The 25328-nt window shown below is 62.8% G+C and carries 16 protein-coding genes; all 16 read right to left on the reverse strand.

The features are described from left to right. Positions 1–31: 31 nt before the first annotated feature. Positions 32–616, reverse strand: coding sequence for a hypothetical protein (locus AB3L03_RS08220; RefSeq protein WP_368508422.1), 585 nt, complete (start codon positions 614–616; stop codon positions 32–34). A 53-nt stretch (positions 617–669) separates the two neighbouring features. Next, positions 670–1602, reverse strand: a complete 933-nt coding sequence (locus tag AB3L03_RS08225) for a type II secretion system F family protein (RefSeq protein WP_368508423.1) — start codon at positions 1600–1602, stop codon at positions 670–672. Beyond that, a complete protein-coding gene (locus AB3L03_RS08230; protein ID WP_204513904.1) occupies positions 1599–3023 on the reverse strand; it encodes a CpaF family protein in 1425 nt (474 codons plus the stop codon). Before AB3L03_RS08230 ends, AB3L03_RS08225 begins: the two co-directional genes overlap by 4 nt. After that, on the reverse strand, positions 3020–4225 hold the full coding sequence (locus tag AB3L03_RS08235; RefSeq protein ID WP_018458243.1) for a Flp pilus assembly protein, ATPase CpaE: 1206 nt from the start codon (positions 4223–4225) through the stop codon (positions 3020–3022). Before AB3L03_RS08235 ends, AB3L03_RS08230 begins: the two co-directional genes overlap by 4 nt. Further along, positions 4225–5190, reverse strand: coding sequence for a Flp pilus assembly protein CpaB (gene cpaB / locus AB3L03_RS08240; RefSeq protein ID WP_018458242.1), 966 nt, complete (start codon positions 5188–5190; stop codon positions 4225–4227). The genes AB3L03_RS08235 and cpaB overlap by 1 nt, the downstream gene beginning before the upstream one ends. A 1-nt stretch (position 5191) precedes the next feature. Then, positions 5192–5698: a prepilin peptidase gene (locus tag AB3L03_RS08245; RefSeq protein WP_162496568.1), complete on the reverse strand. Its 507-nt coding sequence runs from the start codon at positions 5696–5698 to the stop codon at positions 5192–5194. Between the two features lie 101 nt (positions 5699–5799). Beyond that, complete coding sequence (locus AB3L03_RS08250) at positions 5800–6015, reverse strand: hypothetical protein (RefSeq protein WP_018458240.1); 216 nt, start codon at positions 6013–6015, stop codon at positions 5800–5802. Between the two features lie 17 nt (positions 6016–6032). Beyond that, a complete protein-coding gene (locus AB3L03_RS08255) occupies positions 6033–6272 on the reverse strand; it encodes a hypothetical protein (RefSeq protein ID WP_204513903.1) in 240 nt (79 codons plus the stop codon). A 406-nt stretch (positions 6273–6678) separates the two neighbouring features. After that, positions 6679–8049 (reverse strand): HlyD family type I secretion periplasmic adaptor subunit, encoded by a 1371-nt coding sequence (locus AB3L03_RS08260; RefSeq protein ID WP_204513902.1) that lies wholly within the window; start codon positions 8047–8049, stop codon positions 6679–6681. A gap of 9 nt (positions 8050–8058) precedes the next feature. Then, positions 8059–9771 (reverse strand): type I secretion system permease/ATPase, encoded by a 1713-nt coding sequence (locus tag AB3L03_RS08265; RefSeq protein WP_368508424.1) that lies wholly within the window; start codon positions 9769–9771, stop codon positions 8059–8061. 94 nt (positions 9772–9865) lie between these two features. Then, positions 9866–15985 (reverse strand): VCBS domain-containing protein, encoded by a 6120-nt coding sequence (locus AB3L03_RS08270; RefSeq protein ID WP_368509021.1) that lies wholly within the window; start codon positions 15983–15985, stop codon positions 9866–9868. Further along, positions 15982–16884, reverse strand: a complete 903-nt coding sequence (locus tag AB3L03_RS08275) for a VCBS domain-containing protein (RefSeq protein WP_326956064.1) — start codon at positions 16882–16884, stop codon at positions 15982–15984. Before AB3L03_RS08275 ends, AB3L03_RS08270 begins: the two co-directional genes overlap by 4 nt. Then, positions 16881–18083: a VCBS domain-containing protein gene (locus AB3L03_RS08280; RefSeq protein WP_368509022.1), complete on the reverse strand. Its 1203-nt coding sequence runs from the start codon at positions 18081–18083 to the stop codon at positions 16881–16883. Before AB3L03_RS08280 ends, AB3L03_RS08275 begins: the two co-directional genes overlap by 4 nt. Beyond that, complete coding sequence (locus AB3L03_RS08285) at positions 18080–20482, reverse strand: VCBS domain-containing protein (RefSeq protein ID WP_368509023.1); 2403 nt, start codon at positions 20480–20482, stop codon at positions 18080–18082. Before AB3L03_RS08285 ends, AB3L03_RS08280 begins: the two co-directional genes overlap by 4 nt. Beyond that, positions 20479–21981 (reverse strand): VCBS domain-containing protein, encoded by a 1503-nt coding sequence (locus AB3L03_RS08290; protein ID WP_368509024.1) that lies wholly within the window; start codon positions 21979–21981, stop codon positions 20479–20481. Before AB3L03_RS08290 ends, AB3L03_RS08285 begins: the two co-directional genes overlap by 4 nt. Beyond that, complete coding sequence (locus AB3L03_RS08295; protein WP_368508425.1) at positions 21978–24830, reverse strand: VCBS domain-containing protein; 2853 nt, start codon at positions 24828–24830, stop codon at positions 21978–21980. The genes AB3L03_RS08290 and AB3L03_RS08295 overlap by 4 nt, the downstream gene beginning before the upstream one ends. Positions 24831–25328: the final 498 nt, after the last annotated feature.

Consider the following 25328-nt stretch of genomic DNA (forward strand, 5'->3'; position numbering starts at 1 on the left):
CCGGCGGAGCCCATCCGACGTAGATCCCAGTTTATCGAATGCGTCGCTGCGCCTTGGCAGGATTCTGGAGATCATCAAGAAGGCCGCTCATGACCCGGGCTATAGCAGGATTGGTCTCATGCATTTCTTGCGCTACGCGTGCCAGCCCGCTTTCCAGGCCCATTCCCGATCCGCTGCACACAACCAGCAAATCGATCATATCCGGCGTGCCCAGTCGAATGGCGGCATCAAACCGCCGCTTCAGCACCGCCAGTATCAATCGCGGCGCTAAAATGCCGATCGCCACGCCAATAAGTGTGAAGACCAGCACATCCAGCAGTGCCTTCCCGAAAAGCTGAGCGACACACCCGGCGATGATCGGGCAGAGGGCCATGCTGACGGCTTTGACACCGATCCAGGTCGGCAAGGCTCGATGATGATTGAAACCTGATGATTGAAGGATGGTTCGTAGCTGATCCAGATTTTCCTCAGCATAGAAGCGACGATACCGCATGCCGAGTGACGAAAACCAACCGGTCACATCCTGGAAGGGGGCAGACTGGCCAGCAACGCCCATCACAGCGTTCGACACCCGGGCGTCCAATGTACGAACGTGTATTTCGCGGATAATCAACATGCAGGACGCAGTCCCAGCCACGACTGCGAGGGCCACCAGACTGAGACCAGAGGTCATAGTGCTGTTTCCCTTCTGACCATCCAACTTATCACCAGGGCTCCAACAAGCACCGAAACGACTGCGTAGACCAGCAGCTTGTTTCCGACCGGATCGGTGAACAACAGATCGACGGTTTGCGGATTGGCTGCGTATAGGACCCCACCTGCAATCAATGGCGAGACCGTCAGCGCTCGTGAGGAAAAGATCACCTCTCCCGCCAGTGCCTTGGCGCGAGCAGCCAGCGCAACACGTTGCCTGACAGTGTCTCCCAGGTTCTGCAAGGTCTCGGCCAGGCTGCCACCGGACTTCATCTGAACGGCAAGTGTCACCGCAAAGATCGCATACTCCGCCACCTGAGTTCGCCGATAGACAGCCTGGACAGCTTCCTCTGGAGGTCTACCCAGATTCACTTCGCTGCATACGATGGCAAACTGCCCAGCCGTTGGCTGCGGCATATCGCGCGCGAGGGCACGAAATGCCTCCTGCACAGGCAGGCCTGATCGCACGGTACTTGTCACCAGCTGGATCGCGTCAGGCAGCTGTCGAAAAAGCTGAAGAGCGAACCGACGTTTCTGCCATCCAAACAGGCCTCGTATCACAATAATGGCCGTGATTGCGGCGACGATGGACACGTAGACCAGGGAATATCCCAGCTGGCTGTTCGCATAAAGGATCGCTGCTGCTCCGAATGCACCGGCGAGCAGCACATAGGCCGGATGCAACACGTAGGGTATATCGGGATTGTAATTGGACAGCCGATTGAGAAACTGAGCCTGGGACCCGGTCTCCAAGCGGCGAATGGATGGTAGGTTAGCCGGATGCGACGTTGGCAGAGCAATCGCCAACTGGCGATTGATGCGTCTTTCCCGAGCGTCGAGCCACAACGAGATGGCTGCTGCACACATCGCGAGGGCCAGAACAGTGACGATCACGGACTCCAGCATCATACTTGCCTCATGGCCTCGGCCCAAGCACCATCTAGCCCGAAATAGACAAGACGGCTTTTGAACTTCGGAGTTGCAAGGTTGGACTTATAGCTGCCCGATATCCGCCCGTTCACATCCTCCTCTTGATACTCGAAGGCTGCGATGTCATTGGTGGTGATCACCTCCCCTTCAAGGCCGATCACCTCGCTGATCTGAATGATGCGGCGCTGTCCGTCCCGCATGCGTTCGACCTGCACAATGAGATCCAGCGCAGCGACGATCTGACTTCGAATGGCGCGCGACGGTAGATTGACCTGTCCCATCTGCACCATGTTTTCGATGCGGGTCAGGGCATCCCGGGTACTGTTCGCGTGTACCGTGGAGATCGAACCATCATGGCCGGTGTTCATCGCCTGCAGCATGTCGAATGCTTCGGCACTGCGCACCTCGCCAACGACGATCCGGTCGGGACGCATGCGCAGGGCATTCACCAGCAAATCGCGCTGTGTCACCTGCCCTGTGCCCTCGAGGCTGGGGGGCCGGGTCTCCAGGCTGATCACGTGCGGCTGCTGAAGCTGCAACTCCGCCGCGTCCTCGATCGTGACAATGCGTTCGGTGTGATCGATGAACTGGCTCATAGCGTTCAGGAGCGTCGTCTTGCCGGATCCGGTACCGCCGGAGACCAGAACATTGAGCCGCGAGCGGGCGGCGATCTCCAGCAAACGTCCGATGGCCGCGGTCATTGAGCCGTTTTCAATCAATCCGGCTATGTCCAAACGGCGGCTTGGAAATTTTCGGATGGAAATGCACGGACTATGGATCGCCAGCGGCGGGAGGATGATGTTGACCCGGCTGCCATCCAGCAGGCGACAATCGACCATCGGACTGGACTCGTCGACGCGCCGACCAACCTGCGCGGCAATCTTCTGAGCGACGGAAGCAATGTGACCATTGTCCCGGAATCGCACCGCAACTCGTTCCAGCTTGCCGTTTCGCTCCACGTAGACATTACTCGGACCGTTCACCATGATATCGTTGATCGATTGGTCCAGTAGTAGCGGACGGAGCGGCCCGTAGCCCGTCATGTCGTCGGCAATTTCGTCTGCGAGCTGCAGCTGCTCACGGCCCGACAGCTCGAGCCGTTCCTGGTTGGCAATTTGATGGATGATCTCCTCAATCTGCCGCCGGAGAACTTCCCGCGAGACGGTTGCGGCCACCGATGGCTCGATCTGCTCAATTACCCGTTCGCGCAGCGAAGGCGGGATTATGGGTTGGTCGATCGGCGGTTCGTCGCGCCTTGGCGCGGGCGACGGCACGCTCGGTGCGGATACAGCCGTGCTGAGCGGCGGCAAAGGCAAGCCCATCGCAGATGCAGGGAGGCTTGTCGCCAATGAAGATATGTGAGCTGGTGCGTCGTCTTCACGCCTACCAAATTTTTTCATCGCAGATGTGCTGTGAGCACCCTCCTCCACCAGCCACTCCGCTCAGCAGCGACACCGCTGATCTCCCGTACGATCGGTGCCAGGTGGCGCCGCAATTTTCTGACGTGCTTCAGAGCTGGAATGCCCAGATTGAGCGCCTCGGTCATGCCCTTGCCGAGATCGGGAATGACGATGTCGGGCTCTGCACCCAACGCCTTGACGACCGCCGCCCTCGGCAGGCCCCCGGGACGACCGGCCCGGTTGAGCAAGGTAAAGACCCGGTCCTTGCCCGCGATGTTGATCACGGCGGCGCGTAGCGCATGGGCATTGCGAAGTCCGGTCACCTCGGATTCGAGCAGCACCATCACATGACGGGAAAGTTTAATCACGGGATAGATCGACGGCGGAAACGGGACGGGTACATCCACGACGATGTAGTTGAACCGTTGACGCAGCAGACCCAGCACGTGTCGTATGCCAGCTTCCGTAATTTCGAGCTGCGCATCGAGGTCCTCGTCGGCCGAGACCAAGCAAACCCTTTCGTTGACTTCGATTGCCGCGCGCTCGAGGAAGAGTGTGTCCGCCCGCATCGGATTTTCCAGAGCGATGCGCAGCCCCGGCCCGGGACGAACACCCAGCATCACGGCGGCCTCGCCGCCCTGCAAATGAAGATCAAGCAGCGCCACTTTGGCCTTGGTTGTCTCGGCGAGTTGCAGCGCCAGATTGATCGCGATGCTCGTGGCGCCGGCGCCGCCCTGCGCCCCGCAGATCGAGACCACGTGCCCGCCACGATCGATGTGGTTGGCTGCCACGTCGCCGAGCAGCTTGGGGCGCAGCTTGTCCAGCACCATATCGCGCGTGAGCGGCCGCGGCAGATACTCCGTCAAGCCGAGCTCCAGGAGCTCACGGTAGAAGGTAATCTCCCTGTTATCGCCGATCACGGCTACTCGGACATCGGGTGGACAGACGCCAGACAGCCTTTCCAGTTCAGTAAAAGGATCATCGATGCCACTGATGTCTGCCACCAGCGCAAACAGGTCGGTGTCGGTTTCAAGCATCCGTATGGCATTGCGGATCGTGCCGCGCCTGATCGAGAGGTTGGCGCCTTCGAGCCCCTTGCGCAACGCCGCAGCGCTGAGCTCATCATTTACGAAACCGACGATGCGGTTACGCGTGACGATTGAGGTCGATTCTTCAGGCGGAGTGGCTATGGCAATGTTCATCAGCGTTTCTCCGACAACCTGTTATCGTAACCCACCGCCGTTGCAGTCGGGCCTACGGCATCCGATGCACCATCGCAGCTGACGAGAGCGTCTTCCACTTGCTTTCTGACCGTGTATTGCTTGACCTCACCGCCTGAATGAACGACTACTGCCGTTCTCTGTGCAGAAATTGCATACTGGCGGGCAAGTTCAGGCGACACATCACAGCTCGACATCGCGCCGGTGTCTGCCTTGTCCCACTGATCGACTGCTGCGCGTACGGCCAAGGAGAGCGTCCCGAGCTGCTTTGCGACGGTGACTTTCTTGACCTGGACCTGCGTAAGCTCCAGTGAAACAGTCTGCGTTTGCTTACCTGCCATCCCGCTAATGGGTCGCGCGCCCTGCACGATCTCCTGATCAATCGCGATGACTCGAACATTGCGCAGAACGGTTTCGCTCAGGGCGCGACGCGCGGTATCGACTTTCTCGAAAACCTGGGTCAACACGACGTCCACGTGATCGCCCGGCCTGATGAGGCCCGAGACACCGGCCTCCTCGTCAACCTTGATGCTGATGGCACGGCTGTCTGGCGCCAGGATACTGGCGAGGAAACCCCGATCCCGCGGACGCAGGATATCCTGCAATGTAATGAGACTGCCCGCTTCGACGAAGTTGCGGATGAGTGACCCCGGAAGTCCGGACTTGGACTCGGGGGTTTCAAGGATAGCTCCCTGGGGAACGCGCTCCGGCGGCACCGCGCGCACGGCGAAATCCTCTTCGCGGGCCAACGTCCCCCTCGGCAACGGCCGTACCGCGATAAAGTATCCGGCCGTCGCCGGCGCCGCCGGCGCGAGGGTCGTCGCTGTCACCTGTACCGGGACCGGAGGCGTGGCCTTCGGCAGGTTCATGCTATAGGCAATCAGTCCGAACGCTGTGGTTGCAAGCAAAAGCACCACGATGATCGACAGACGCAGCGCGGATGACATTTCACGATCCTTTGCTCAGTATGGTCCAGATACCGCCACATGCGATAGCAACTCCGTAAGGCAGCGGGGCGTGTCGCAAATGGCGCCAACGCTCGATCGCGTAGATCCGCCGTACGAGCGACGATCCGGCGGGTGCCAACCTGGGATATGGCAGGTGGCGCATCATCAGATGCCCCAAGGCAAGAACGCCGCCGGCCAGCACGGTGACCGTTAGCAACTGCATCACGCCGCTCGGGGGGAGACCAACCGCCAGGGCAACCAGCAGCTTGACATCGCCGCCACCAATTCCTCCGCGCGCGTATAGGACAAAAAGCAGCAGAAAGAGGATCGCGGCTGCGATCAGCGACACAGCGACTTGAATCGGGCTAGGCAACTGACCGGCGATCCCGAGGAGCGCCAGCGCGAGACAAATTTCGTTTCGGATCAGGCGCGTCGCAACGTCCATCGTTGCGACATAGAGCAACAACAGGATTTCCAGGGTCGAGGCTGTGGGAGCAATCCAACTCATGAAATGCACGGTTCAAAAAAGGTGGAAGGCAAACTAGCGGGAGCACTCCTGCGGGAGGGGGGCAGCTTGGATTGCCCCCCTCTGGCGCCAAGATGGCCGTATCAACCAGCGATCGCGGTGGTGAAAGCGGTGGTGATTGCGGTGATCCCGGTCGTTAACGCCGCCCCGATCTGTCCACCGGCTCCGCCACCGAACACGGCACCCACTGCGCCAACGATGCAAACCGCGACGATGATGTACTCGAATGACACCACGCCATCCTGGTCCGTCCGCAGACGCTTCAACGCTTCCTTGGTCTCGATGTAATATTGCAACATTGGAAGAATCCCTTCTTTCAAGATGAATTTGCAGACACCTCGGCAACTTCCAGCGGCTGCGGATTATATCCGGCCGCCAGCGATAAACTATCCATTAAATGTTTATTAGCGTCAATATTTAATATATAATGCCATCCTGAATTAACCGCCGCAAAACGCGCCGTCGTGACAATCCAAAAATCGATAAAACGTCGTAATACAAAGACGATAGCCGGCCAACAATCGGAATCCTGGGCAGAGCGCTGGCTGAGAGTCATTAAAGAATCACCGGATTATTACGGGTGGCCGCCGGTATAATTTGATTATTCGGAAATTCGATATTTATGCAAAGCCGATGAGCTGTCGGAGTGCATCCAACCCTTTCAATCCACTCGCATATGTCCGGCGGATGCAGCGACGACACCAGCGTGCATGGATCAAATTTCGCGAGGTCGGCCGGATGACCTAGCGCGCCGTCTGTAAGCCGTTGATATCGCCCGTGCGGTAAGCGCTATGAATGCCTTGATGGCCTCGTGCCTCTCACACCGCACCTCCTCGGCCTCTGGCTTTTGCAGCGATTTGCGTCGTCAAGCGAAGTTGGCCTCCGGGACGAGGCCATTTGATCCTTCGTCGTCCGGCTCGGCGTCGCTACTGGATTGCCTCGTCCATCGGTTGCTTGACCGGTTACTTCTGCCGGAACGACTGATTGAATGACATCGCGAGCGGCCCGACGATGTAATCAAACGCGGTTCGCTGGACGGTCGGGATCATAACGGTCGCCGGCATGCCAGGGTACAGGCGAATGTTCGGCATGTCCGCCAACTCACTCTGATCAATCCGGACAAAGGCCGTGTAGTACGGCGCATTTGTCTTGGGATCAGTGAGGCGGTCAGCCGAAACCTGAATGACGTCGCCGTGAATGATCGGGACGATGCGCTGCTTGTAGGCAGTGAGATGGACTTCGGCGCGCATATTGGGATGTACGTCGCTGATGTCCTCCACCGCAACCTGGGCTTCGATGGTGAGTGCGTCCTCGGCCGGTACGATGTCGAGGATCTTGTCGCCGCGCTGGATGACGCTGCCGACGGCGAACACGGTCAATCCCACGACCCGGCCGGTATAGGGCGCCCGAATTTCCATGCGACCCAGGACCGACTTTGCACTCAACGCCTTCGGAATGACCTCGAGCAATCTGGCCTGCGTGTCACGCAAGTCCTTGGTGACATCTGTCATCCGATCATTGTCGAGTTGGGCGATCTGCTGCTCTTGCTCGGCGATGGCCTGTCGGGCCTTCGCGATACCGGCTTTTGTATCGGCGATCTGGCCTTCCAAACCGTACGCCGTCCGCTCCAGCTGGAGAATTCGCGGACGCGCAATCAGGCCCCGTTCGACCAACGGCGCAAGATCCTTTGCCTCGTTGCGGACCGAGTTGATCTGATCGGTGAAGGCCTTGACCTGTGCCTCGGCGCCCACAATCTGTGACCCAAGCTGGTTGATCTTCTCGCGAATGACGCTTCGTTGCCCGTCAAGCGATGCTCGCCGACTGTCGAACTGATTGAGCTGACCGGTCCATACGCTCTTAAAGTAGCGGTCATCAGAGCGCGCCCTCAAATCGGCCGGCATGGCCAGCTCGGATCCATGATCGAGCTCCGTCAGGAGCCGTACTTCCGTTGCACGAAGCACGGCATATTGTTGTGTGAGCACCTCATACTCGGCACGGACCTGCGTATCGTCCAGAACGATCAGGAGATCGCCTGCCAGCACCCGCTCCCCTTCTCGGACATGCAATTCCCTGACAATGCCGCCATCGAGGTGCTGAACGCTCTTGCGGTTGCCGTCGACCTTTACGATAGCATTTGCAACCACGGCGCCGTTGAGTGGTGCCGTCAGCGCCCAGGTGCCGAATCCGCCGAAAAAGATGGCGATGATCAGCCATCCCGCGAGTGCTACGCGACGAATCGAGTCGCTCGGTGCACCGCTCCTGAGTTGATCAGTCGTCGAGCTCGGCGCTAATGCGCGTGGTTTCGACCAGCTTGTAAACTCCATCAGCGCCATGACCATGTCCTAACCCGTCGTCTCGCGGACCGTGTGGATCGGTACGGGCCTCGTCAGACGGGCCAGGATCTCGGCGCGCGGTCCGAACATCTCGACGACGCCTTCACGCAGCACCAGGATCTTGTCAGCCACGCCGATGGTGGCCGGCCGATGGGAGATAATCACCACCGTCGTGCCGCGCTTCTTGAGTTGAAGAATGCAATCGGCGAGCGCGGCGTCTCCTTCGGCGTCGAGATTGGAGCTCGGCTCGTCGAGCACGAGAAGGCTCGGATTGGCGAAGATGGCGCGGGCAAGACCAATACGCTGACGATAACCGCCCGAGAGTATGGCGCCGCCTTCTCCCACCTGCGTATCATAGCCATCCGGCAGGCGCAGGATCATCTCGTGCACGTCCGCCATCCGCGCCGCCAGAATCACCTCCCTGTCTTCGCCCTCCTGGAATCGGCTGATGTTGACGGCAACTGTGTCAGCAAACAGCTCAATATCCTGGGGGAGATAACCGATATGCTGGCCGAGTGACGTCTTGATCCAGCTCGAGACGTCCGCCCCGTCCAGTCGCACCGCGCCAGCAGATGGCGCAAGCACACCGACCAGATGACGCGAAAGCGTGGATTTCCCGGCGCCCGAAGGACCAATGATGCCTAGTACTTCGCCCGGCTCGATTGCGAACGATACCCCGCGCAGGATGGGCTTCGAACCAAACGGCGGCACATAGGAGAGCCCCTCGACCGAGAGTCGGCCCTGCGGGCGCGGCAGCGTCAAACCGACCTCCCGTTGGGGATCGGCTTTCAAGAGCTCGCGGATGCGCAGGAATGCTCCACGAGCAGATACAAGATTGCGCCAGGATCCAACGATCTGCTCTACCGGCTGCAGGGCTCTTCCGAGCAGAATGCTCGCGGCGAACATGGCGCCGACGGTTGCAAGTCGCTCGATCACGAGATAGGCGCCGAGGCCAAGTATCATCGACTGCATGGCAAGCCGCAGAAAACGGATCATGCTCTGCATGGTGGCGGCGCGATCGCTCGCAGAGACCTGCCGTTCAAGCATGCGGGTGCGATCACGGGCCCAACGCCTCAGCAGCCCTTCGGTCATGCCCATTGCCCGCACCACTTCGGTATTGCGCAGGCTCATCTCGGTAAAGCTATAGCTCCGGGAAGCCGCCTCGCCGGCCTCCGTCAACGGCAGCTTGACCCGCCACTCGTTAAACAGGGCCATAAGAATCAGCAAGATGGAGCAGCCCAATGCGAACGCCCCCAGGAACGGGTGCAGCACAAAAATCACGGCAATGTAGATCGGCGCCCAGGGCAGATCGAAGATCGCATGGATCCCCATGCCGGTGACGAACTGGCGGAAGGTGTCGAAATCGCGCAGCAGCTGGCTGCGCGCGCCGCCGGCGCCAGCGGAGCGATGAATGATCGCCGTCATCACGCGCGCCGCGATCGTCTGGTCGAGGCGAATGCTGGCGCGGGTCAGCACGCGGGCGCGTACGGCATCCAGCCCTGCCAGCGCCAGCAACGCCATCAACAGCGCGATCGTGAGCATCAGCAGCGTGATCTCGCTGGCGCTTGCGATCACCCGGTCATAGACCTGCAGCATGTAGAGCGGTCCGGCCAGGTAAAGCAGATTGATCGCCAAGCTGAAGATCGCGGCAGTGACGAAATAGCCCCGGCAGCTTTGCAGCAAACGCCGGAGTTCGTCGGGTCTTTTGAACGGAGTACTCACACAGATCAGCGGAAAATCCGCCCCTCTTCAAAATCACACCGTAATCCAAAGTCGGAGCCGCAACATTCGCCCCGACCCATTTCCCCGCAGCGCATCAGGCCAGATGGTCGTGGTAGCTGATGAGCGTTCCCGTGTTCTTGTCTGCCTCGGTTTGGAAGCCCGCGGGGTCGTACTGGCCCAACAGGGTAATATTGGCGGTATGGACTCCGTCGGTCACCGACAGGGTTCCTCCCGTACCGGCCTGGTTTGCGACATAGCTCGCGGTCGTGCCGGCCCCGAATGCCACATCGAGGAGATCCAGGTGGTCATCCCCGTTAAATCCGGACACGACCCCGCTAAAGTCGAAGGAGTCATGGAGCACGATTGTCCCGGTCGCTTGGGCATCAAGCGCTACATTCGCAGATGAAGCCGCTCCGAATTCGAGTGTGGCCGAACCGCTAATCTGAGCCGTTCCGTTACCGCTGACATTGCCATCGATTGTGACGTTGCCGCCATTGGCCCACAACACGCCGGTGTTGATGAGGTCGCTGTGGACTTCCAGTCCACCGGTTCCTGTTGCCTCGAGCGTTCCGGTGTTGGTCACGGCGTTAGATCCGGTATCGATGTCGAGTGCATTGGTGCCGGTGGCGATGATCGTGCCTTCGTTGACCAGCACCATCACCCCATCTCCGAGATGGCCGGCGCCGGAGATCGTGTTGTCCACGTTCGTCAGCGTGACGTCCGAGACCGTTCCGGTGATCACGTTCTCGCTGCTGTCCGAAAGGTCGACATGGCCGCCGCCCTGCAGTGTGATGCCATGCTCGATCAGCTGAAGGTCTGTCTCGTCGCCTGTCGAGTTCAACTCCATCGTGCCGGTGTTGTCGATGACACCGGAGAGCGGTAGGATCGCGCCGTCGCTGATCACCATGTGGCCGGCGTTTTCAGTGACCGGCGTTTGATCGAAGATGAAGTCGCTTGCCGTGAGCGATGAGGCGTCGACCCCATTTAGCGTGATCGACTGGCCATCGGCGAGCGTGATCACCGCATTGCCGGCAGCATCGTTGGCCATGTGCGCCTGGATGTCGCCAAAGCCGGTGAAGTTGGCATAGCCGATCAGATCGATCCGATCCGAGGTCGCGTCGAAGCTATAGATCACGTCATGACCGATCGGCTGCGAGAACACAAACATGTCGTGGCCGCTCGAGCCAGTCAGGTTGTCGTCCCCTGAGAGCGCGAAGATCGGCGATCCCGGCGCATAGGCTTCGACGTTATCGATGGCAATTGCGGACCCGGTGCTACCGTCAGTATTGGTCCAGGTCTCCGTCACGTTGAGCACCAATGCACCCGTATAATTCGAGGGTGAGGTAATTGCGAGCGATGCGATGTCATTGGTCACCACGGTCCAGCTACCGTCGCTGTTAACGGCTCCCTCGCTCAATATCCATCCAGAGGGAATACCGGAAATGTTAGCCGTGACGGCAACCAAGTGATCTAACGACTGATCCGGAAGAGCTAAGTTGATCGCCTCTCCGGCAGTGCCGGCCGGCGTAATGGGGGTAGACCCATTTCCCTTTACGACCGAGACGGTGTCAACATCGGTATGGCTTCCGCCTGAGCCGGAATTTCCGTTGTCGTTGGTTGTAATCGTCAGTGTTCGGGTACTATTATTTGAACCGTTACTGAATACCATGCCATTCAGGGCGTTATTGATATCGGTGATTGTGCCCGTGAACGTCATGGCCTTTGTAGCATTGGCTCCGGCGTTGAATGTGAGGCCGGTAGTCGTAGCAAGTGTAAGAATACCGGTTAGAGATTGGGCCGAAGCGCCAAGGGATAGTGACACGGTAACGCTGCCGCTTCCGGCGTCCACATCACTAATGCTGATGAGGCTTGCTCCCGAAAAAGTCGCCGTGCCCGATCCATTGCCCGCATTCACCGAAGTAGCAGGAACAGTGTTCACCGGTGCGTCGTTCACCGCCGTGATGTTGATGGTGCTCGTCAGCCCGTTGCTGGCGTGATTGACGCCCTGGCCGTCGTCCACCGTATAGGTCACGGTACGCGCCAGCGTCGACGGATTGTCGCTGCTGTTGGCATAGGTCACCGCACGCTCCGCCGCCTGCCACTGCGCCAGCGTTGCCGTGCCGCCGGCCGAAGTTAGGGTCATGACCCCGGTAGCGCCGTTGTAGGAGCCGGCGATGTTGCCCATGGTTGCGGGGACATTGGTAAAGGCCAGAATGTCCTGCCCCGAGACGAAGTTTGCCGTGATCGATACCGTGCCGCTGGTGAGCGTCGGGTTGTCCGCGTCGGTGACCGTCAGCGCCGTGTTGATCGCCGTCGCAGCCTGGTTCTCGGTGTAGGCCAGCGCGCTGGTCGTCGCTAGCGCCGGTGCGTCGTTCACTGCCGTGATGTTGATGGTGCTCGTCAGCCCGTTGCTGGCGTGATTGACGCCCTGGCCGTCGTCCACCGTATAGGTCACGGTACGCGCCAGCGTCGACGGATTGTCGCTGCTGTTGGCATAGGTCACCGCACGCTCCGCCGCCTGCCACTGCGCCAGCGTTGCCGTGCCGCCGGCCGAAGTTAGGGTCATGACCCCGGTAGCGCCGTTGTAGGAGCCGGCGATGTTGCCCATGGTTGCGGGGACATTGGTAAAGGCCAGAATGTCCTGCCCCGAGACGAAGTTTGCCGTGATCGATACCGTGCCGCTGGTGAGCGTCGGGTTGTCCGCGTCGGTGACCGTCAGCGCCGTGTTGATCGCCGTCGCAGCCTGGTTCTCGGTGTAGGCCAGCGTGCTGGTCGTCGCCAGCGCCGGTGCGTCGTTCACCGGCGTCACATTGATCATGTCTGTCACGGCCACGCTGTTGGCGGCCCCGTCATTGGTGATGATGGTGACAGTGCGCGCCAGGCCCGACGGGTTATCACTGGTGTTGAAGTAGGTTACCGAGTCCAGCGCGGTCTGGTAGTTCGCGACGCTGGATGACCCGGTCAAAGTGAGCATCCCGGTCGCCGCGTTGAACGATCCGGTGATGCCGTTCTGGTTGGTAAAGCCCAGCACATCCTGGCCATTGACGTAATTGCCGGTGATCTGCACCGTCGCCGAGACGAGATTGGCGTTGTCGACGTCTGACACCGTCAGCGCCGGGTCGATCGCGGTGGCGGCGTGGTTTTCCGTGTAGTTGAGCGTATGACCGGCAACCGCAACCGGCGTGTCGTTGGTGCCGGTCAGCGTGATCGTCAGCGTCGAGGGGGCGCTGGCGCCATGCTCGTCGGTGACCGTGTAATTCGCAACCACGACCTGCGTCGCGCCCTCGGCCAGGTGCTGGTAGGCCGCATTCGACGCCTCGAAGCTGTAGCTGCCGTCCGCGTTGATCGTCAGGCCGGCGACCGCGCTGGTCTGCGCATAGGTCAGCGTCGCGCCGTCATCCACGTCGCTGTCGTTGGTCGCCACAGAGCCCGTGATGGTGCTGTCTTCCAGACCGCTGTTGGTGTCGGCAACCGCAACCGGCGTGTCGTTGGTGCCGGTCAGCGTGATCGTCAGCGTCGAGGGGGCGCTGGCGCCATGCTCGTCGGTGACCGTGTAATTCGCAACCACGACCTGCGTCGCGCCCTCGGCCAGGTGCTGGTAGGCCGCATTCGACGCCTCGAAGCTGTAGCTGCCGTCCGCGTTGATCGTCAGGCCGGCGACCGCGCTGGTCTGCGCATAGGTCAGCGTCGCGCCGTCATCCACGTCGCTGTCGTTGGTCGCCACAGAGCCCGTGATGGTGCTGTCTTCCAGACCGCTGTTGGTGTCGGCAACCGCAACCGGCGTGTCGTTGGTGCCGGTCAGCGTGATCGTCAGCGTCGAGGGGGCGCTGGCGCCATGCTCGTCGGTGACCGTGTAATTCGCAACCACGACCTGCGTCGCGCCCTCGGCCAGGTGCTGGTAGGCCGCATTCGACGCCTCGAAGCTGTAGCTGCCGTCCGCGTTGATCGTCAGGCCGGCGACCGCGCTGGTCTGCGCATAGGTCAGCGTCGCGCCGTCATCCACGTCGCTGTCGTTGGTCGCCACAGAGCCCGTGATGGTGCTGTCTTCCAGACCGCTGTTGGTGTCGGCAACCGCAACCGGCGTGTCGTTGGTGCCGGTCAGCGTGATCGTCAGCGTCGAGGGGGCGCTGGCGCCATGCTCGTCGGTGACCGTGTAATTCGCAACCACGACCTGCGTCGCGCCCTCGGCCAGGTGCTGGTAGGCCGCATTCGACGCCTCGAAGCTGTAGCTGCCGTCCGCGTTGATCGTCAGGCCGGCGACCGCGCTGGTCTGCGCATAGGTCAGCGTCGCGCCGTCATCCACGTCGCTGTCGTTGGTCGCCACAGAGCCCGTGATGGTGCTGTCTTCCAGACCGCTGTTGGTGTCGGCAACCGCAACCGGCGTGTCGTTGGTGCCGGTCAGCGTGATCGTCAGCGTCGAGGGGGCGCTGGCGCCATGCTCGTCGGTGACCGTGTAATTCGCAACCACGACCTGCGTCGCGCCCTCGGCCAGGTGCTGGTAGGCCGCATTCGACGCCTCGAAGCTGTAGCTGCCGTCCGCGTTGATCGTCAGGCCGGCGACCGCGCTGGTCTGCGCATAGGTCAGCGTCGCGCCGTCATCCACGTCGCTGTCGTTGGTCGCCACAGAGCCCGTGATGGTGCTGTCTTCCAGACCGCTGTTGGTGTCGGCAACCGCAACCGGCGTGTCGTTGGTGCCGGTCAGCGTGATCGTCAGCGTCGAGGGGGCGCTGGCGCCATGCTCGTCGGTGACCGTGTAATTCGCAACCACGACCTGCGTCGCGCCCTCGGCCAGGTGCTGGTAGGCCGCATTCGACGCCTCGAAGCTGTAGCTGCCGTCCGCGTTGATCGTCAGGCCGGCGACCGCGCTGGTCTGCGCATAGGTCAGCGTCGCGCCGTCATCCACGTCGCTGTCGTTGGTCGCCACAGAGCCCGTGATGGTGCTGTCTTCCAGACCGCTGTTGGTGTCGGCAACCGCAACCGGCGTGTCGTTGGTGCCGGTCAGCGTGATCGTCAGCGTCGAGGGGGCGCTGGCGCCATGCTCGTCGGTGACCGTGTAATTCGCAACCACGACCTGCGTCGCGCCCTCGGCCAGGTGCTGGTAGGCCGCATTCGACGCCTCGAAGCTGTAGCTGCCGTCCGCGTTGATCGTCAGGCCGGCGACCGCGCTGGTCTGCGCATAGGTCAGCGTCGCGCCGTCATCCACGTCGCTGTCGTTGGTCGCCACAGAGCCCGTGATGGTGCTGTCTTCCAGACCGCTGTTGGTGTCGGCAACCGCAACCGGCGTGTCGTTGGTGCCGGTCAGCGTGATCGTCAGCGTCGAGGGGGCGCTGGCGCCATGCTCGTCGGTGACCGTGTAATTCGCAACCACGACCTGCGTCGCGCCCTCGGCCAGGTGCTGGTAGGCCGCATTCGACGCCTCGAAGCTGTAGCTGCCGTCCGCGTTGATCGTCAGGCCGGCGACCGCGCTGGTCTGCGCATAGGTCAGCGTCGCGCCGTCATCCACGTCGCTGTCGTTGGTCGCCACAGAGCCCGTGATGGTGCTGTCTTCCAGACCGCTGTTGGTGTCGGCAACCGCAACCGGCGTGTCGTTGGTGCCGGTCAGCGTGATCGTCAGCGTCGAGGGGGCGCTGGCGCCATGCTCGTCGGTGACCGTGTAATTCGCAACCACGACCTGCGTCGCGCCCTCGGCCAGGTGCTGGTAGGCCGCATTCGACGCCTCGAAGCTGTAGCTGCCGTCCGCGTTGATCGTCAGGCCGGCGACCGCGCTGGTCTGCGCATAGGTCAGCGTCGCGCCGTCATCCACGTCGCTGTCGTTGGTCGCCACAGAGCCCGTGATGGTGCTGTCTTCCAGACCGCTGTTGGTGTCGGCAACCGCAACCGGCGTGTCGTTGGTGCCGGTCAGCGTGATCGTCAGCGTCGAGGGGGCGCTGGCGCCATGCTCGTCGGTGACCGTGTAATTCGCAACCACGACCTGCGTCGCGCCCTCGGCCAGGTGCTGGTAGGCCGCATTCGACGCCTCGAAGCTGTAGCTGCCGTCCGCGTTGATCGTCAGGCCGGCGACCGCGCTGGTCTGCGCATAGGTCAGCGTCGCGCCGTCATCCACGTCGCTGTCGTTGGTCGCCACAGAGCCCGTGATGGTGCTGTCTTCCAGACCGCTGTTGGTGTCGGCAACCGCAACCGGCGTGTCGTTGGTGCCGGTCAGCGTGATCGTCAGCGTCGAGGGGCGCTGGCGCCATGCTCGTCGGTGACCGTGTAATTCGCAACCACGACCTGCGTCGCGCCCTCGGCCAGGTGCTGGTAGGCCGCATTCGACGCCTCGAAGCTGTAGCTGCCGTCCGCGTTGATCGTCAGGCCGGCGACCGCGCTGGTCTGCGCATAGGTCAGCGTCGCGCCGTCATCCACGTCGCTGTCGTTGGTCGCCACAGAGCCCGTGATGGTGCTGTCTTCCAGACCGCTGTTGGTGTCGGCAACCGCAACCGGCGTGTCGTTGGTGCCGGTCAGCGTGATCGTCAGCGTCGAGGGGGCGCTGGCGCCATGCTCGTCGGTGACCGTGTAATTCGCAACCACGACCTGCGTCGCGCCCTCGGCCAGGTGCTGGTAGGCCGCATTCGACGCCTCGAAGCTGTAGCTGCCGTCCGCGTTGATCGTCAGGCCGGCGACCGCGCTGGTCTGCGCATAGGTCAGCGTCGCGCCGTCATCCACGTCGCTGTCGTTGGTCGCCACAGAGCCCGTGATGGTGCTGTCTTCCAGACCGCTGTTGGTGTCGGCAACCGCAACCGGCGTGTCGTTGGTGCCGGTCAGCGTGATCGTCAGCGTCGAGGGGGCGCTGGCGCCATGCTCGTCGGTGACCGTGTAATTCGCAACCACGACCTGCGTCGCGCCCTCGGCCAGGTGCTGGTAGGCCGCATTCGACGCCTCGAAGCTGTAGCTGCCGTCCGCGTTGATCGTCAGGCCGGCGACCGCGCTGGTCTGCGCATAGGTCAGCGTCGCGCCGTCATCCACGTCGCTGTCGTTGGTCGCCACAGAGCCCGTGATGGTGCTGTCTTCCAGACCGCTGTTGGTGTCGGCAACCGCAACCGGCGTGTCGTTGGTGCCGGTCAGCGTGATCGTCAGCGTCGAGGGGCGCTGGCGCCATGCTCGTCGGTGACCGTGTAATTCGCAACCACGACCTGCGTCGCGCCCTCGGCCAGGTGCTGGTAGGCCGCATTCGACGCCTCGAAGCTGTAGCTGCCGTCCGCGTTGATCGTCAGGCCGGCGACCGCGCTGGTCTGCGCATAGGTCAGCGTCGCGCCGTCATCCACGTCGCTGTCGTTGGTCGCCACAGAGCCCGTGATGGTGCTGTCTTCCAGACCGCTGTTGGTGTCGGCAACCGCAACCGGCGTGTCGTTGGTGCCGGTCAGCGTGATCGTCAGCGTCGAGGGGGCGCTGGCGCCATGCTCGTCGGTGACCGTGTAATTCGCAACCACGACCTGCGTCGCGCCCTCGGCCAGGTGCTGGTAGGCCGCATTCGACGCCTCGAAGCTGTAGCTGCCGTCCGCGTTGATCGTCAGGCCGGCGACCGCGCTGGTCTGCGCATAGGTCAGCGTCGCGCCGTCATCCACGTCGCTGTCGTTGGTCGCCACAGAGCCCGTGATGGTGCTGTCTTCCAGACCGCTGTTGGTGTCGGCAACCGCAACCGGCGTGTCGTTGGTGCCGGTCAGCGTGATCGTCAGCGTCGAGGGGGCGCTGGCGCCATGCTCGTCGGTGACCGTGTAATTCGCAACCACGACCTGCGTCGCGCCCTCGGCCAGGTGCTGGTAGGCCGCATTCGACGCCTCGAAGCTGTAGCTGCCGTCCGCGTTGATCGTCAGGCCGGCGACCGCGCTGGTCTGCGCATAGGTCAGCGTCGCGCCGTCATCCACGTCGCTGTCGTTGGTCGCCACAGAGCCCGTGATGGTGCTGTCTTCCAGACCGCTGTTGGTGTCGGCAACCGCAACCGGCGTGTCGTTGGTGCCGGTCAGCGTGATCGTCAGCGTCGAGGGGGCGCTGGCGCCATGCTCGTCGGTGACCGTGTAATTCGCAACCACGACCTGCGTCGCGCCCTCGGCCAGGTGCTGGTAGGCCGCATTCGACGCCTCGAAGCTGTAGCTGCCGTCCGCGTTGATCGTCAGGCCGGCGACCGCGCTGGTCTGCGCATAGGTCAGCGTCGCGCCGTCATCCACGTCGCTGTCGTTGGTCGCCACAGAGCCCGTGATGGTGCTGTCTTCCAGACCGCTGTTGGTGTCGGCAACCGCAACCGGCGTGTCGTTGGTGCCGGTCAGCGTGATCGTCAGCGTCGAGGGGCGCTGGCGCCATGCTCGTCGGTGACCGTGTAATTCGCAACCACGACCTGCGTCGCGCCCTCGGCCAGGTGCTGGTAGGCCGCATTCGACGCCTCGAAGCTGTAGCTGCCGTCCGCGTTGATCGTCAGGCCGGCGACCGCGCTGGTCTGCGCATAGGTCAGCGTCGCGCCGTCATCCACGTCGCTGTCGTTGGTCGCCACAGAGCCCGTGATGGTGCTGTCTTCCAGACCGCTGTTGGTGTCGGCAACCGCAACCGGCGTGTCGTTGGTGCCGGTCAGCGTGATCGTCAGCGTCGAGGGGGCGCTGGCGCCATGCTCGTCGGTGACCGTGTAATTCGCAACCACGACCTGCGTCGCGCCCTCGGCCAGGTGCTGGTAGGCCGCATTCGACGCCTCGAAGCTGTAGCTGCCGTCCGCGTTGATCGTCAGGCCGGCGACCGCGCTGGTCTGCGCATAGGTCAGCGTCGCGCCGTCATCCACGTCGCTGTCGTTGGTCGCCACAGAGCCCGTGATGGTGCTGTCTTCCAGACCGCTGTTGGTGTCGGCAACCGCAACCGGCGTGTCGTTGGTGCCGGTCAGCGTGATCGTCAGCGTCGAGGGGGCGCTGGCGCCATGCTCGTCGGTGACCGTGTAATTCGCAACCACGACCTGCGTCGCGCCCTCGGCCAGGTGCTGGTAGGCCGCATTCGACGCCTCGAAGCTGTAGCTGCCGTCCGCGTTGATCGTCAGGCCGGCGACCGCGCTGGTCTGCGCATAGGTCAGCGTCGCGCCGTCATCCACGTCGCTGTCGTTGGTCGCCACAGAGCCCGTGATGGTGCTGTCTTCCAGACCGCTGTTGGTGTCGGCAACCGCAACCGGCGTGTCGTTGGTGCCGGTCAGCGTGATCGTCAGCGTCGAGGGGGCGCTGGCGCCATGCTCGTCGGTGACCGTGTAATTCGCAACCACGACCTGCGTCGCGCCCTCGGCCAGGTGCTGGTAGGCCGCATTCGACGCCTCGAAGCTGTAGCTGCCGTCCGCGTTGATCGTCAGGCCGGCGACCGCGCTGGTCTGCGCATAGGTCAGCGTCGCGCCGTCATCCACGTCGCTGTCGTTGGTCGCCACAGAGCCCGTGATGGTGCTGTCTTCCAGACCGCTGTTGGTGTCGGCAACCGCAACCGGCGTGTCGTTGGTGCCGGTCAGCGTGATCGTCAGCGTCGAGGGGGCGCTGGCGCCATGCTCGTCGGTGACCGTGTAATTCGCAACCACGACCTGCGTCGCGCCCTCGGCCAGGTGCTGGTAGGCCGCATTCGACGCCTCGAAGCTGTAGCTGCCGTCCGCGTTGATCGTCAGGCCGGCGACCGCGCTGGTCTGCGCATAGGTCAGCGTCGCGCCGTCATCCACGTCGCTGTCGTTGGTCGCCACAGAGCCCGTGATGGTGCTGTCTTCCAGACCGCTGTTGGTGTCGGCAACCGCAACCGGCGTGTCGTTGGTGCCGGTCAGCGTGATCGTCAGCGTCGAGGGGGCGCTGGCGCCATGCTCGTCGGTGACCGTGTAATTCGCAACCACGACCTGCGTCGCGCCCTCGGCCAGGTGCTGGTAGGCCGCATTCGACGCCTCGAAGCTGTAGCTGCCGTCCGCGTTGATCGTCAGGCCGGCGACCGCGCTGGTCTGCGCATAGGTCAGCGTCGCGCCGTCATCCACGTCGCTGTCGTTGGTCGCCACAGAGCCCGTGATGGTGCTGTCTTCCAGACCGCTGTTGGTGTCGGCAACCGCAACCGGCGTGTCGTTGGTGCCGGTCAGCGTGATCGTCAGCGTCGAGGGGGCGCTGGCGCCATGCTCGTCGGTGACCGTGTAATTCGCAACCACGACCTGCGTCGCGCCCTCGGCCAGGTGCTGGTAGGCCGCATTCGACGCCTCGAAGCTGTAGCTGCCGTCCGCGTTGATCGTCAGGCCGGCGACCGCGCTGGTCTGCGCATAGGTCAGCGTCGCGCCGTCATCCACGTCGCTGTCGTTGGTCGCCACAGAGCCCGTGATGGTGCTGTCTTCCAGACCGCTGTTGGTGTCGGCAACCGCAACCGGCGTGTCGTTGGTGCCGGTCAGCGTGATCGTCAGCGTCGAGGGGGCGCTGGCGCCATGCTCGTCGGTGACCGTGTAATTCGCAACCACGACCTGCGTCGCGCCCTCGGCCAGGTGCTGGTAGGCCGCATTCGACGCCTCGAAGCTGTAGCTGCCGTCCGCGTTGATCGTCAGGCCGGCGACCGCGCTGGTCTGCGCATAGGTCAGCGTCGCGCCGTCATCCACGTCGCTGTCGTTGGTCGCCACAGAGCCCGTGATGGTGCTGTCTTCCAGACCGCTGTTGGTGTCGGCAACCGCAACCGGCGTGTCGTTGGTGCCGGTCAGCGTGATCGTCAGCGTCGAGGGGCGCTGGCGCCATGCTCGTCGGTGACCGTGTAATTCGCAACCACGACCTGCGTCGCGCCCTCGGCCAGGTGCTGGTAGGCCGCATTCGACGCCTCGAAGCTGTAGCTGCCGTCCGCGTTGATCGTCAGGCCGGCGACCGCGCTGGTCTGCGCATAGGTCAGCGTCGCGCCGTCATCCACGTCGCTGTCGTTGGTCGCCACAGAGCCCGTGATGGTGCTGTCTTCCAGACCGCTGTTGGTGTCGGCAACCGCAACCGGCGTGTCGTTGGTGCCGGTCAGCGTGATCGTCAGCGTCGAGGGGGCGCTGGCGCCATGCTCGTCGGTGACCGTGTAATTCGCAACCACGACCTGCGTCGCGCCCTCGGCCAGGTGCTGGTAGGCCGCATTCGACGCCTCGAAGCTGTAGCTGCCGTCCGCGTTGATCGTCAGGCCGGCGACCGCGCTGGTCTGCGCATAGGTCAGCGTCGCGCCGTCATCCACGTCGCTGTCGTTGGTCGCCACAGAGCCCGTGATGGTGCTGTCTTCCAGACCGCTGTTGGTGTCGGCAACCGCAACCGGCGTGTCGTTGGTGCCGGTCAGCGTGATCGTCAGCGTCGAGGGGGCGCTGGCGCCATGCTCGTCGGTGACCGTGTAATTCGCAACCACGACCTGCGTCGCGCCCTCGGCCAGGTGCTGGTAGGCCGCATTCGACGCCTCGAAGCTGTAGCTGCCGTCCGCGTTGATCGTCAGGCCGGCGACCGCGCTGGTCTGCGCATAGGTCAGCGTCGCGCCGTCATCCACGTCGCTGTCGTTGGTCGCCACAGAGCCCGTGATGGTGCTGTCTTCCAGACCGCTGTTGGTGTCGGCAACCGCAACCGGCGTGTCGTTGGTGCCGGTCAGCGTGATCGTCAGCGTCGAGGGGGCGCTGGCGCCATGCTCGTCGGTGACCGTGTAATTCGCAACCACGACCTGCGTCGCGCCCTCGGCCAGGTGCTGGTAGGCCGCATTCGACGCCTCGAAGCTGTAGCTGCCGTCCGCGTTGATCGTCAGGCCGGCGACCGCGCTGGTCTGCGCATAGGTCAGCGTCGCGCCGTCATCCACGTCGCTGTCGTTGGTCGCCACAGAGCCCGTGATGGTGCTGTCTTCCAGACCGCTGTTGGTGTCGGCAACCGCAACCGGCGTGTCGTTGGTGCCGGTCAGCGTGATCGTCAGCGTCGAGGGGGCGCTGGCGCCATGCTCGTCGGTGACCGTGTAATTCGCAACCACGACCTGCGTCGCGCCCTCGGCCAGGTGCTGGTAGGCCGCATTCGACGCCTCGAAGCTGTAGCTGCCGTCCGCGTTGATCGTCAGGCCGGCGACCGCGCTGGTCTGCGCATAGGTCAGCGTCGCGCCGTCATCCACGTCGCTGTCGTTGGTCGCCACAGAGCCCGTGATGGTGCTGTCTTCCAGACCGCTGTTGGTGTCGGCAACCGCAACCGGCGTGTCGTTGGTGCCGGTCAGCGTGATCGTCAGCGTCGAGGGGCGCTGGCGCCATGCTCGTCGGTGACCGTGTAATTCGCAACCACGACCTGCGTCGCGCCCTCGGCCAGGTGCTGGTAGGCCGCATTCGACGCCTCGAAGCTGTAGCTGCCGTCCGCGTTGATCGTCAGGCCGGCGACCGCGCTGGTCTGCGCATAGGTCAGCGTCGCGCCGTCATCCACGTCGCTGTCGTTGGTCGCCACAGAGCCCGTGATGGTGCTGTCTTCCAGACCGCTGTTGGTGTCGGCAACCGCAACCGGCGTGTCGTTGGTGCCGGTCAGCGTGATCGTCAGCGTCGAGGGGGCGCTGGCGCCATGCTCGTCGGTGACCGTGTAATTCGCAACCACGACCTGCGTCGCGCCCTCGGCCAGGTGCTGGTAGGCCGCATTCGACGCCTCGAAGCTGTAGCTGCCGTCCGCGTTGATCGTCAGGCCGGCGACCGCGCTGGTCTGCGCATAGGTCAGCGTCGCGCCGTCATCCACGTCGCTGTCGTTGGTCGCCACAGAGCCCGTGATGGTGCTGTCTTCCAGACCGCTGTTGGTGTCGGCAACCGCAACCGGCGTGTCGTTGGTGCCGGTCAGCGTGATCGTCAGCGTCGAGGGGGCGCTGGCGCCATGCTCGTCGGTGACCGTGTAATTCGCAACCACGACCTGCGTCGCGCCCTCGGCCAGGTGCTGGTAGGCCGCATTCGACGCCTCGAAGCTGTAGCTGCCGTCCGCGTTGATCGTCAGGCCGGCGACCGCGCTGGTCTGCGCATAGGTCAGCGTCGCGCCGTCATCCACGTCGCTGTCGTTGGTCGCCACAGAGCCCGTGATGGTGCTGTCTTCCAGACCGCTGTTGGTGTCGGCAACCGCAACCGGCGTGTCGTTGGTGCCGGTCAGCGTGATCGTCACGGTCTGGGTGGCCGTTGAGCCATGACCATCATTGACAGTAACGACAAAGCTCTCGGTCACGCTCTGGCCCGCAGCGAGGTGCTGCGCGGCCACGTTGTCAAGGTTGTAGTGCCACTGCACCGACCCGTTGGCGGCATTTGCCGCCTCGCTCACCGGACCAAGCGAGAAGGTGCCGAGCGCAGTCGTGTTGGCTGGCGCAACGACGAATGTGGCGGTATGCCCGTCGCTTAGATCCACGTCAGTGAAGCTGACCGTGCCGGCTGCGGTCAGAGAATCCGACGGGTCCGGCGTCGCCGGGGCATCCTCGACCACTGTGCCGGCCTGAACACCAGAGGTGACGCTAACGACGTCATTCGCACCAGCTATGGTGATGGCGACGTCCTGAGTGACCGTCGAGCCTTGGCCGTCGCTCACTGTCACGGCGTAGTGCTCGACCACGCTCTGGCCCGCAGCGAGGTATTGCGCGGCCGCGTTGTTCAAGTTGTAGTGCCACTGCACCGAGCCGCTAGCAGTGTTGGCGCCCTCGCTCACCGTATCAAGCGAGAAGGTGCCGAGCGCGGAGGTGTTGGCTGGCGCGGCGACAAACGTCGCGGTATGCCCGTCGCTCAGATCCACGTCGGTAAAGCTGATGGTGCCGGCTGTCGTCAGGGAATCCGACGGATCCGGAGTCGCCGGGGCGTCCTCCACCACCGAGCCGCTCTGGACACCCGAGGTGATCGACACGATGTCGTTGGTGCCGGTGGTCGTGACCGTCACCGTCTGGGTGGCTGTCGAGCCGTGGCCATCATTGATCGTCACCACGAAGCTCTCGGTCACGCTCTGGCCCTCGGCGAGGTACTGCGCAGCCGCGCTGTTCAAGGCGTAGTGCCACTGCACCGACCCGTTGGCAGCATTGGCCGCCTCGCTCACCGGATCGAGCGAGAACGTGCCGAGCGCGGTAGTGTTGCCGGCCCCGGCGACAAACGTCGCGGTATGCCCATCGCTCAGATCTACGTCGTTAAAGCTGATGCTCCCGGCCGTAGCCAGGGAATCCGACAGACTTGGCGTCGACGGGGCGTCCTCCACCACCGCGCCGCTCTGGACACCCGAGGTGATCGACACGATGTCGTTGGTGCCGGTGATCGTGACCGTCACCGTCTGGGTGGCTGTCGAGCCGTGGCCATCATTGATCGTCACCACGAAACTCTCGGCGACGGTTTGGCCTGCAGCGAGGTACTGCGCAGCCGCGTTGTTCAAATTGTAGTGCCACTGCACCGCGCCGTTGGCGGCATTGGGCGCCTCGTTGACAGGGTCGAGCGAGAAAGTGCCGAGTGAAGTGGTGTTAGAAGAAGCTGCTGCGAACGAGGCCGAATGCGTGTCGTTGAGATCGGCGTCGTTGAAACTGATAGTGCCGGCCGCGCTCTGCGAATCCGAGACATCGGGTGTGGCATTCGCGTCTTCGACCACCGAACCGCTCTGCGGACTCGATGTGATGAAGACCGAGTCGTTTGCCCCATTGAACTGGAGTGTCACGGTCGCCCAACTGAGCGTGCCATTGCCCAGCTGGATCGCGTAGGTGAACGTGTCAGTCAGCGTTTGCCCGGTCGCCAGCGCCTGAAGCTGAACGTTGATGTCGCCCTTGTCGTAATGAACGGTGCCGTCCGCTTCGATCCAGATGCGTGCACCGAGGGCGCTGCGGTCACCGGTTGCGGCCATTCCGGCGGCATCGCTGCTGTACGCTACATCTTTGACCAGTAAGTCCGCTGGTGCGTAGTTTTTGGTGGACGCGGAGGAGCTCATTCCATCGTCCAGGGAGAACAGCGTCTTGGCCGCGCCCCCAAGATCATTTGCCAGCACGTTCAAGATGAGAATGTTGCTGGCGTCTTCCGCAAACGAGAAAATGTCCGTGTTGGCTTGCGGAGTATTGCCGAACGAAACCGTGCTGCCGCCGCCCGTTGCCTGCGTCGCCATAGCTTAAATCCTCTGGATGATGCGCCGTCCGCATTCACGGACCGGCACAAATTGCACAATGGCGCGGGGATGATCGGCCGTTGCCTTGCCTATGCTGCTGAAGAAAGATGCCGAGCTACTCAGCATGCCTATCGTCCTGCTCAGCGCTTCGTGCCGCTCAAGCCTGTTTAGGGCTAGAGCCGCTCCGAGCTTGCGAGCGAATGTCGTGTGCACGGTCGAGCGCCCGACAGCTGCCATGTTTGCAAACCGCAAACTTGGCTGGATCGAAAAATCGAAAATTGACGGAGAAGAATTCGAAATTTCCCGCGCCCGAGTGAACATTGCTACAAAATGCGTGCACGTCATTCGCAACCTCGCCTGCCAATGCAGAGCAGAGAGCGTCGCCGCAAAATCAATTCACGCAAATTGGTAGCGCTCGCTCGAACGGCGATAGGTCCGCCGACCGCAGCTCCATCAACTGCTGCCAAGTTACGCGAAAGATCTAGCGGTACCCCCCCT

Origin of the sequence: Bradyrhizobium lupini (genome assembly GCF_040939785.1) — a bacterium.
Taxonomy (GTDB): domain Bacteria; phylum Pseudomonadota; class Alphaproteobacteria; order Rhizobiales; family Xanthobacteraceae; genus Bradyrhizobium; species Bradyrhizobium canariense_D.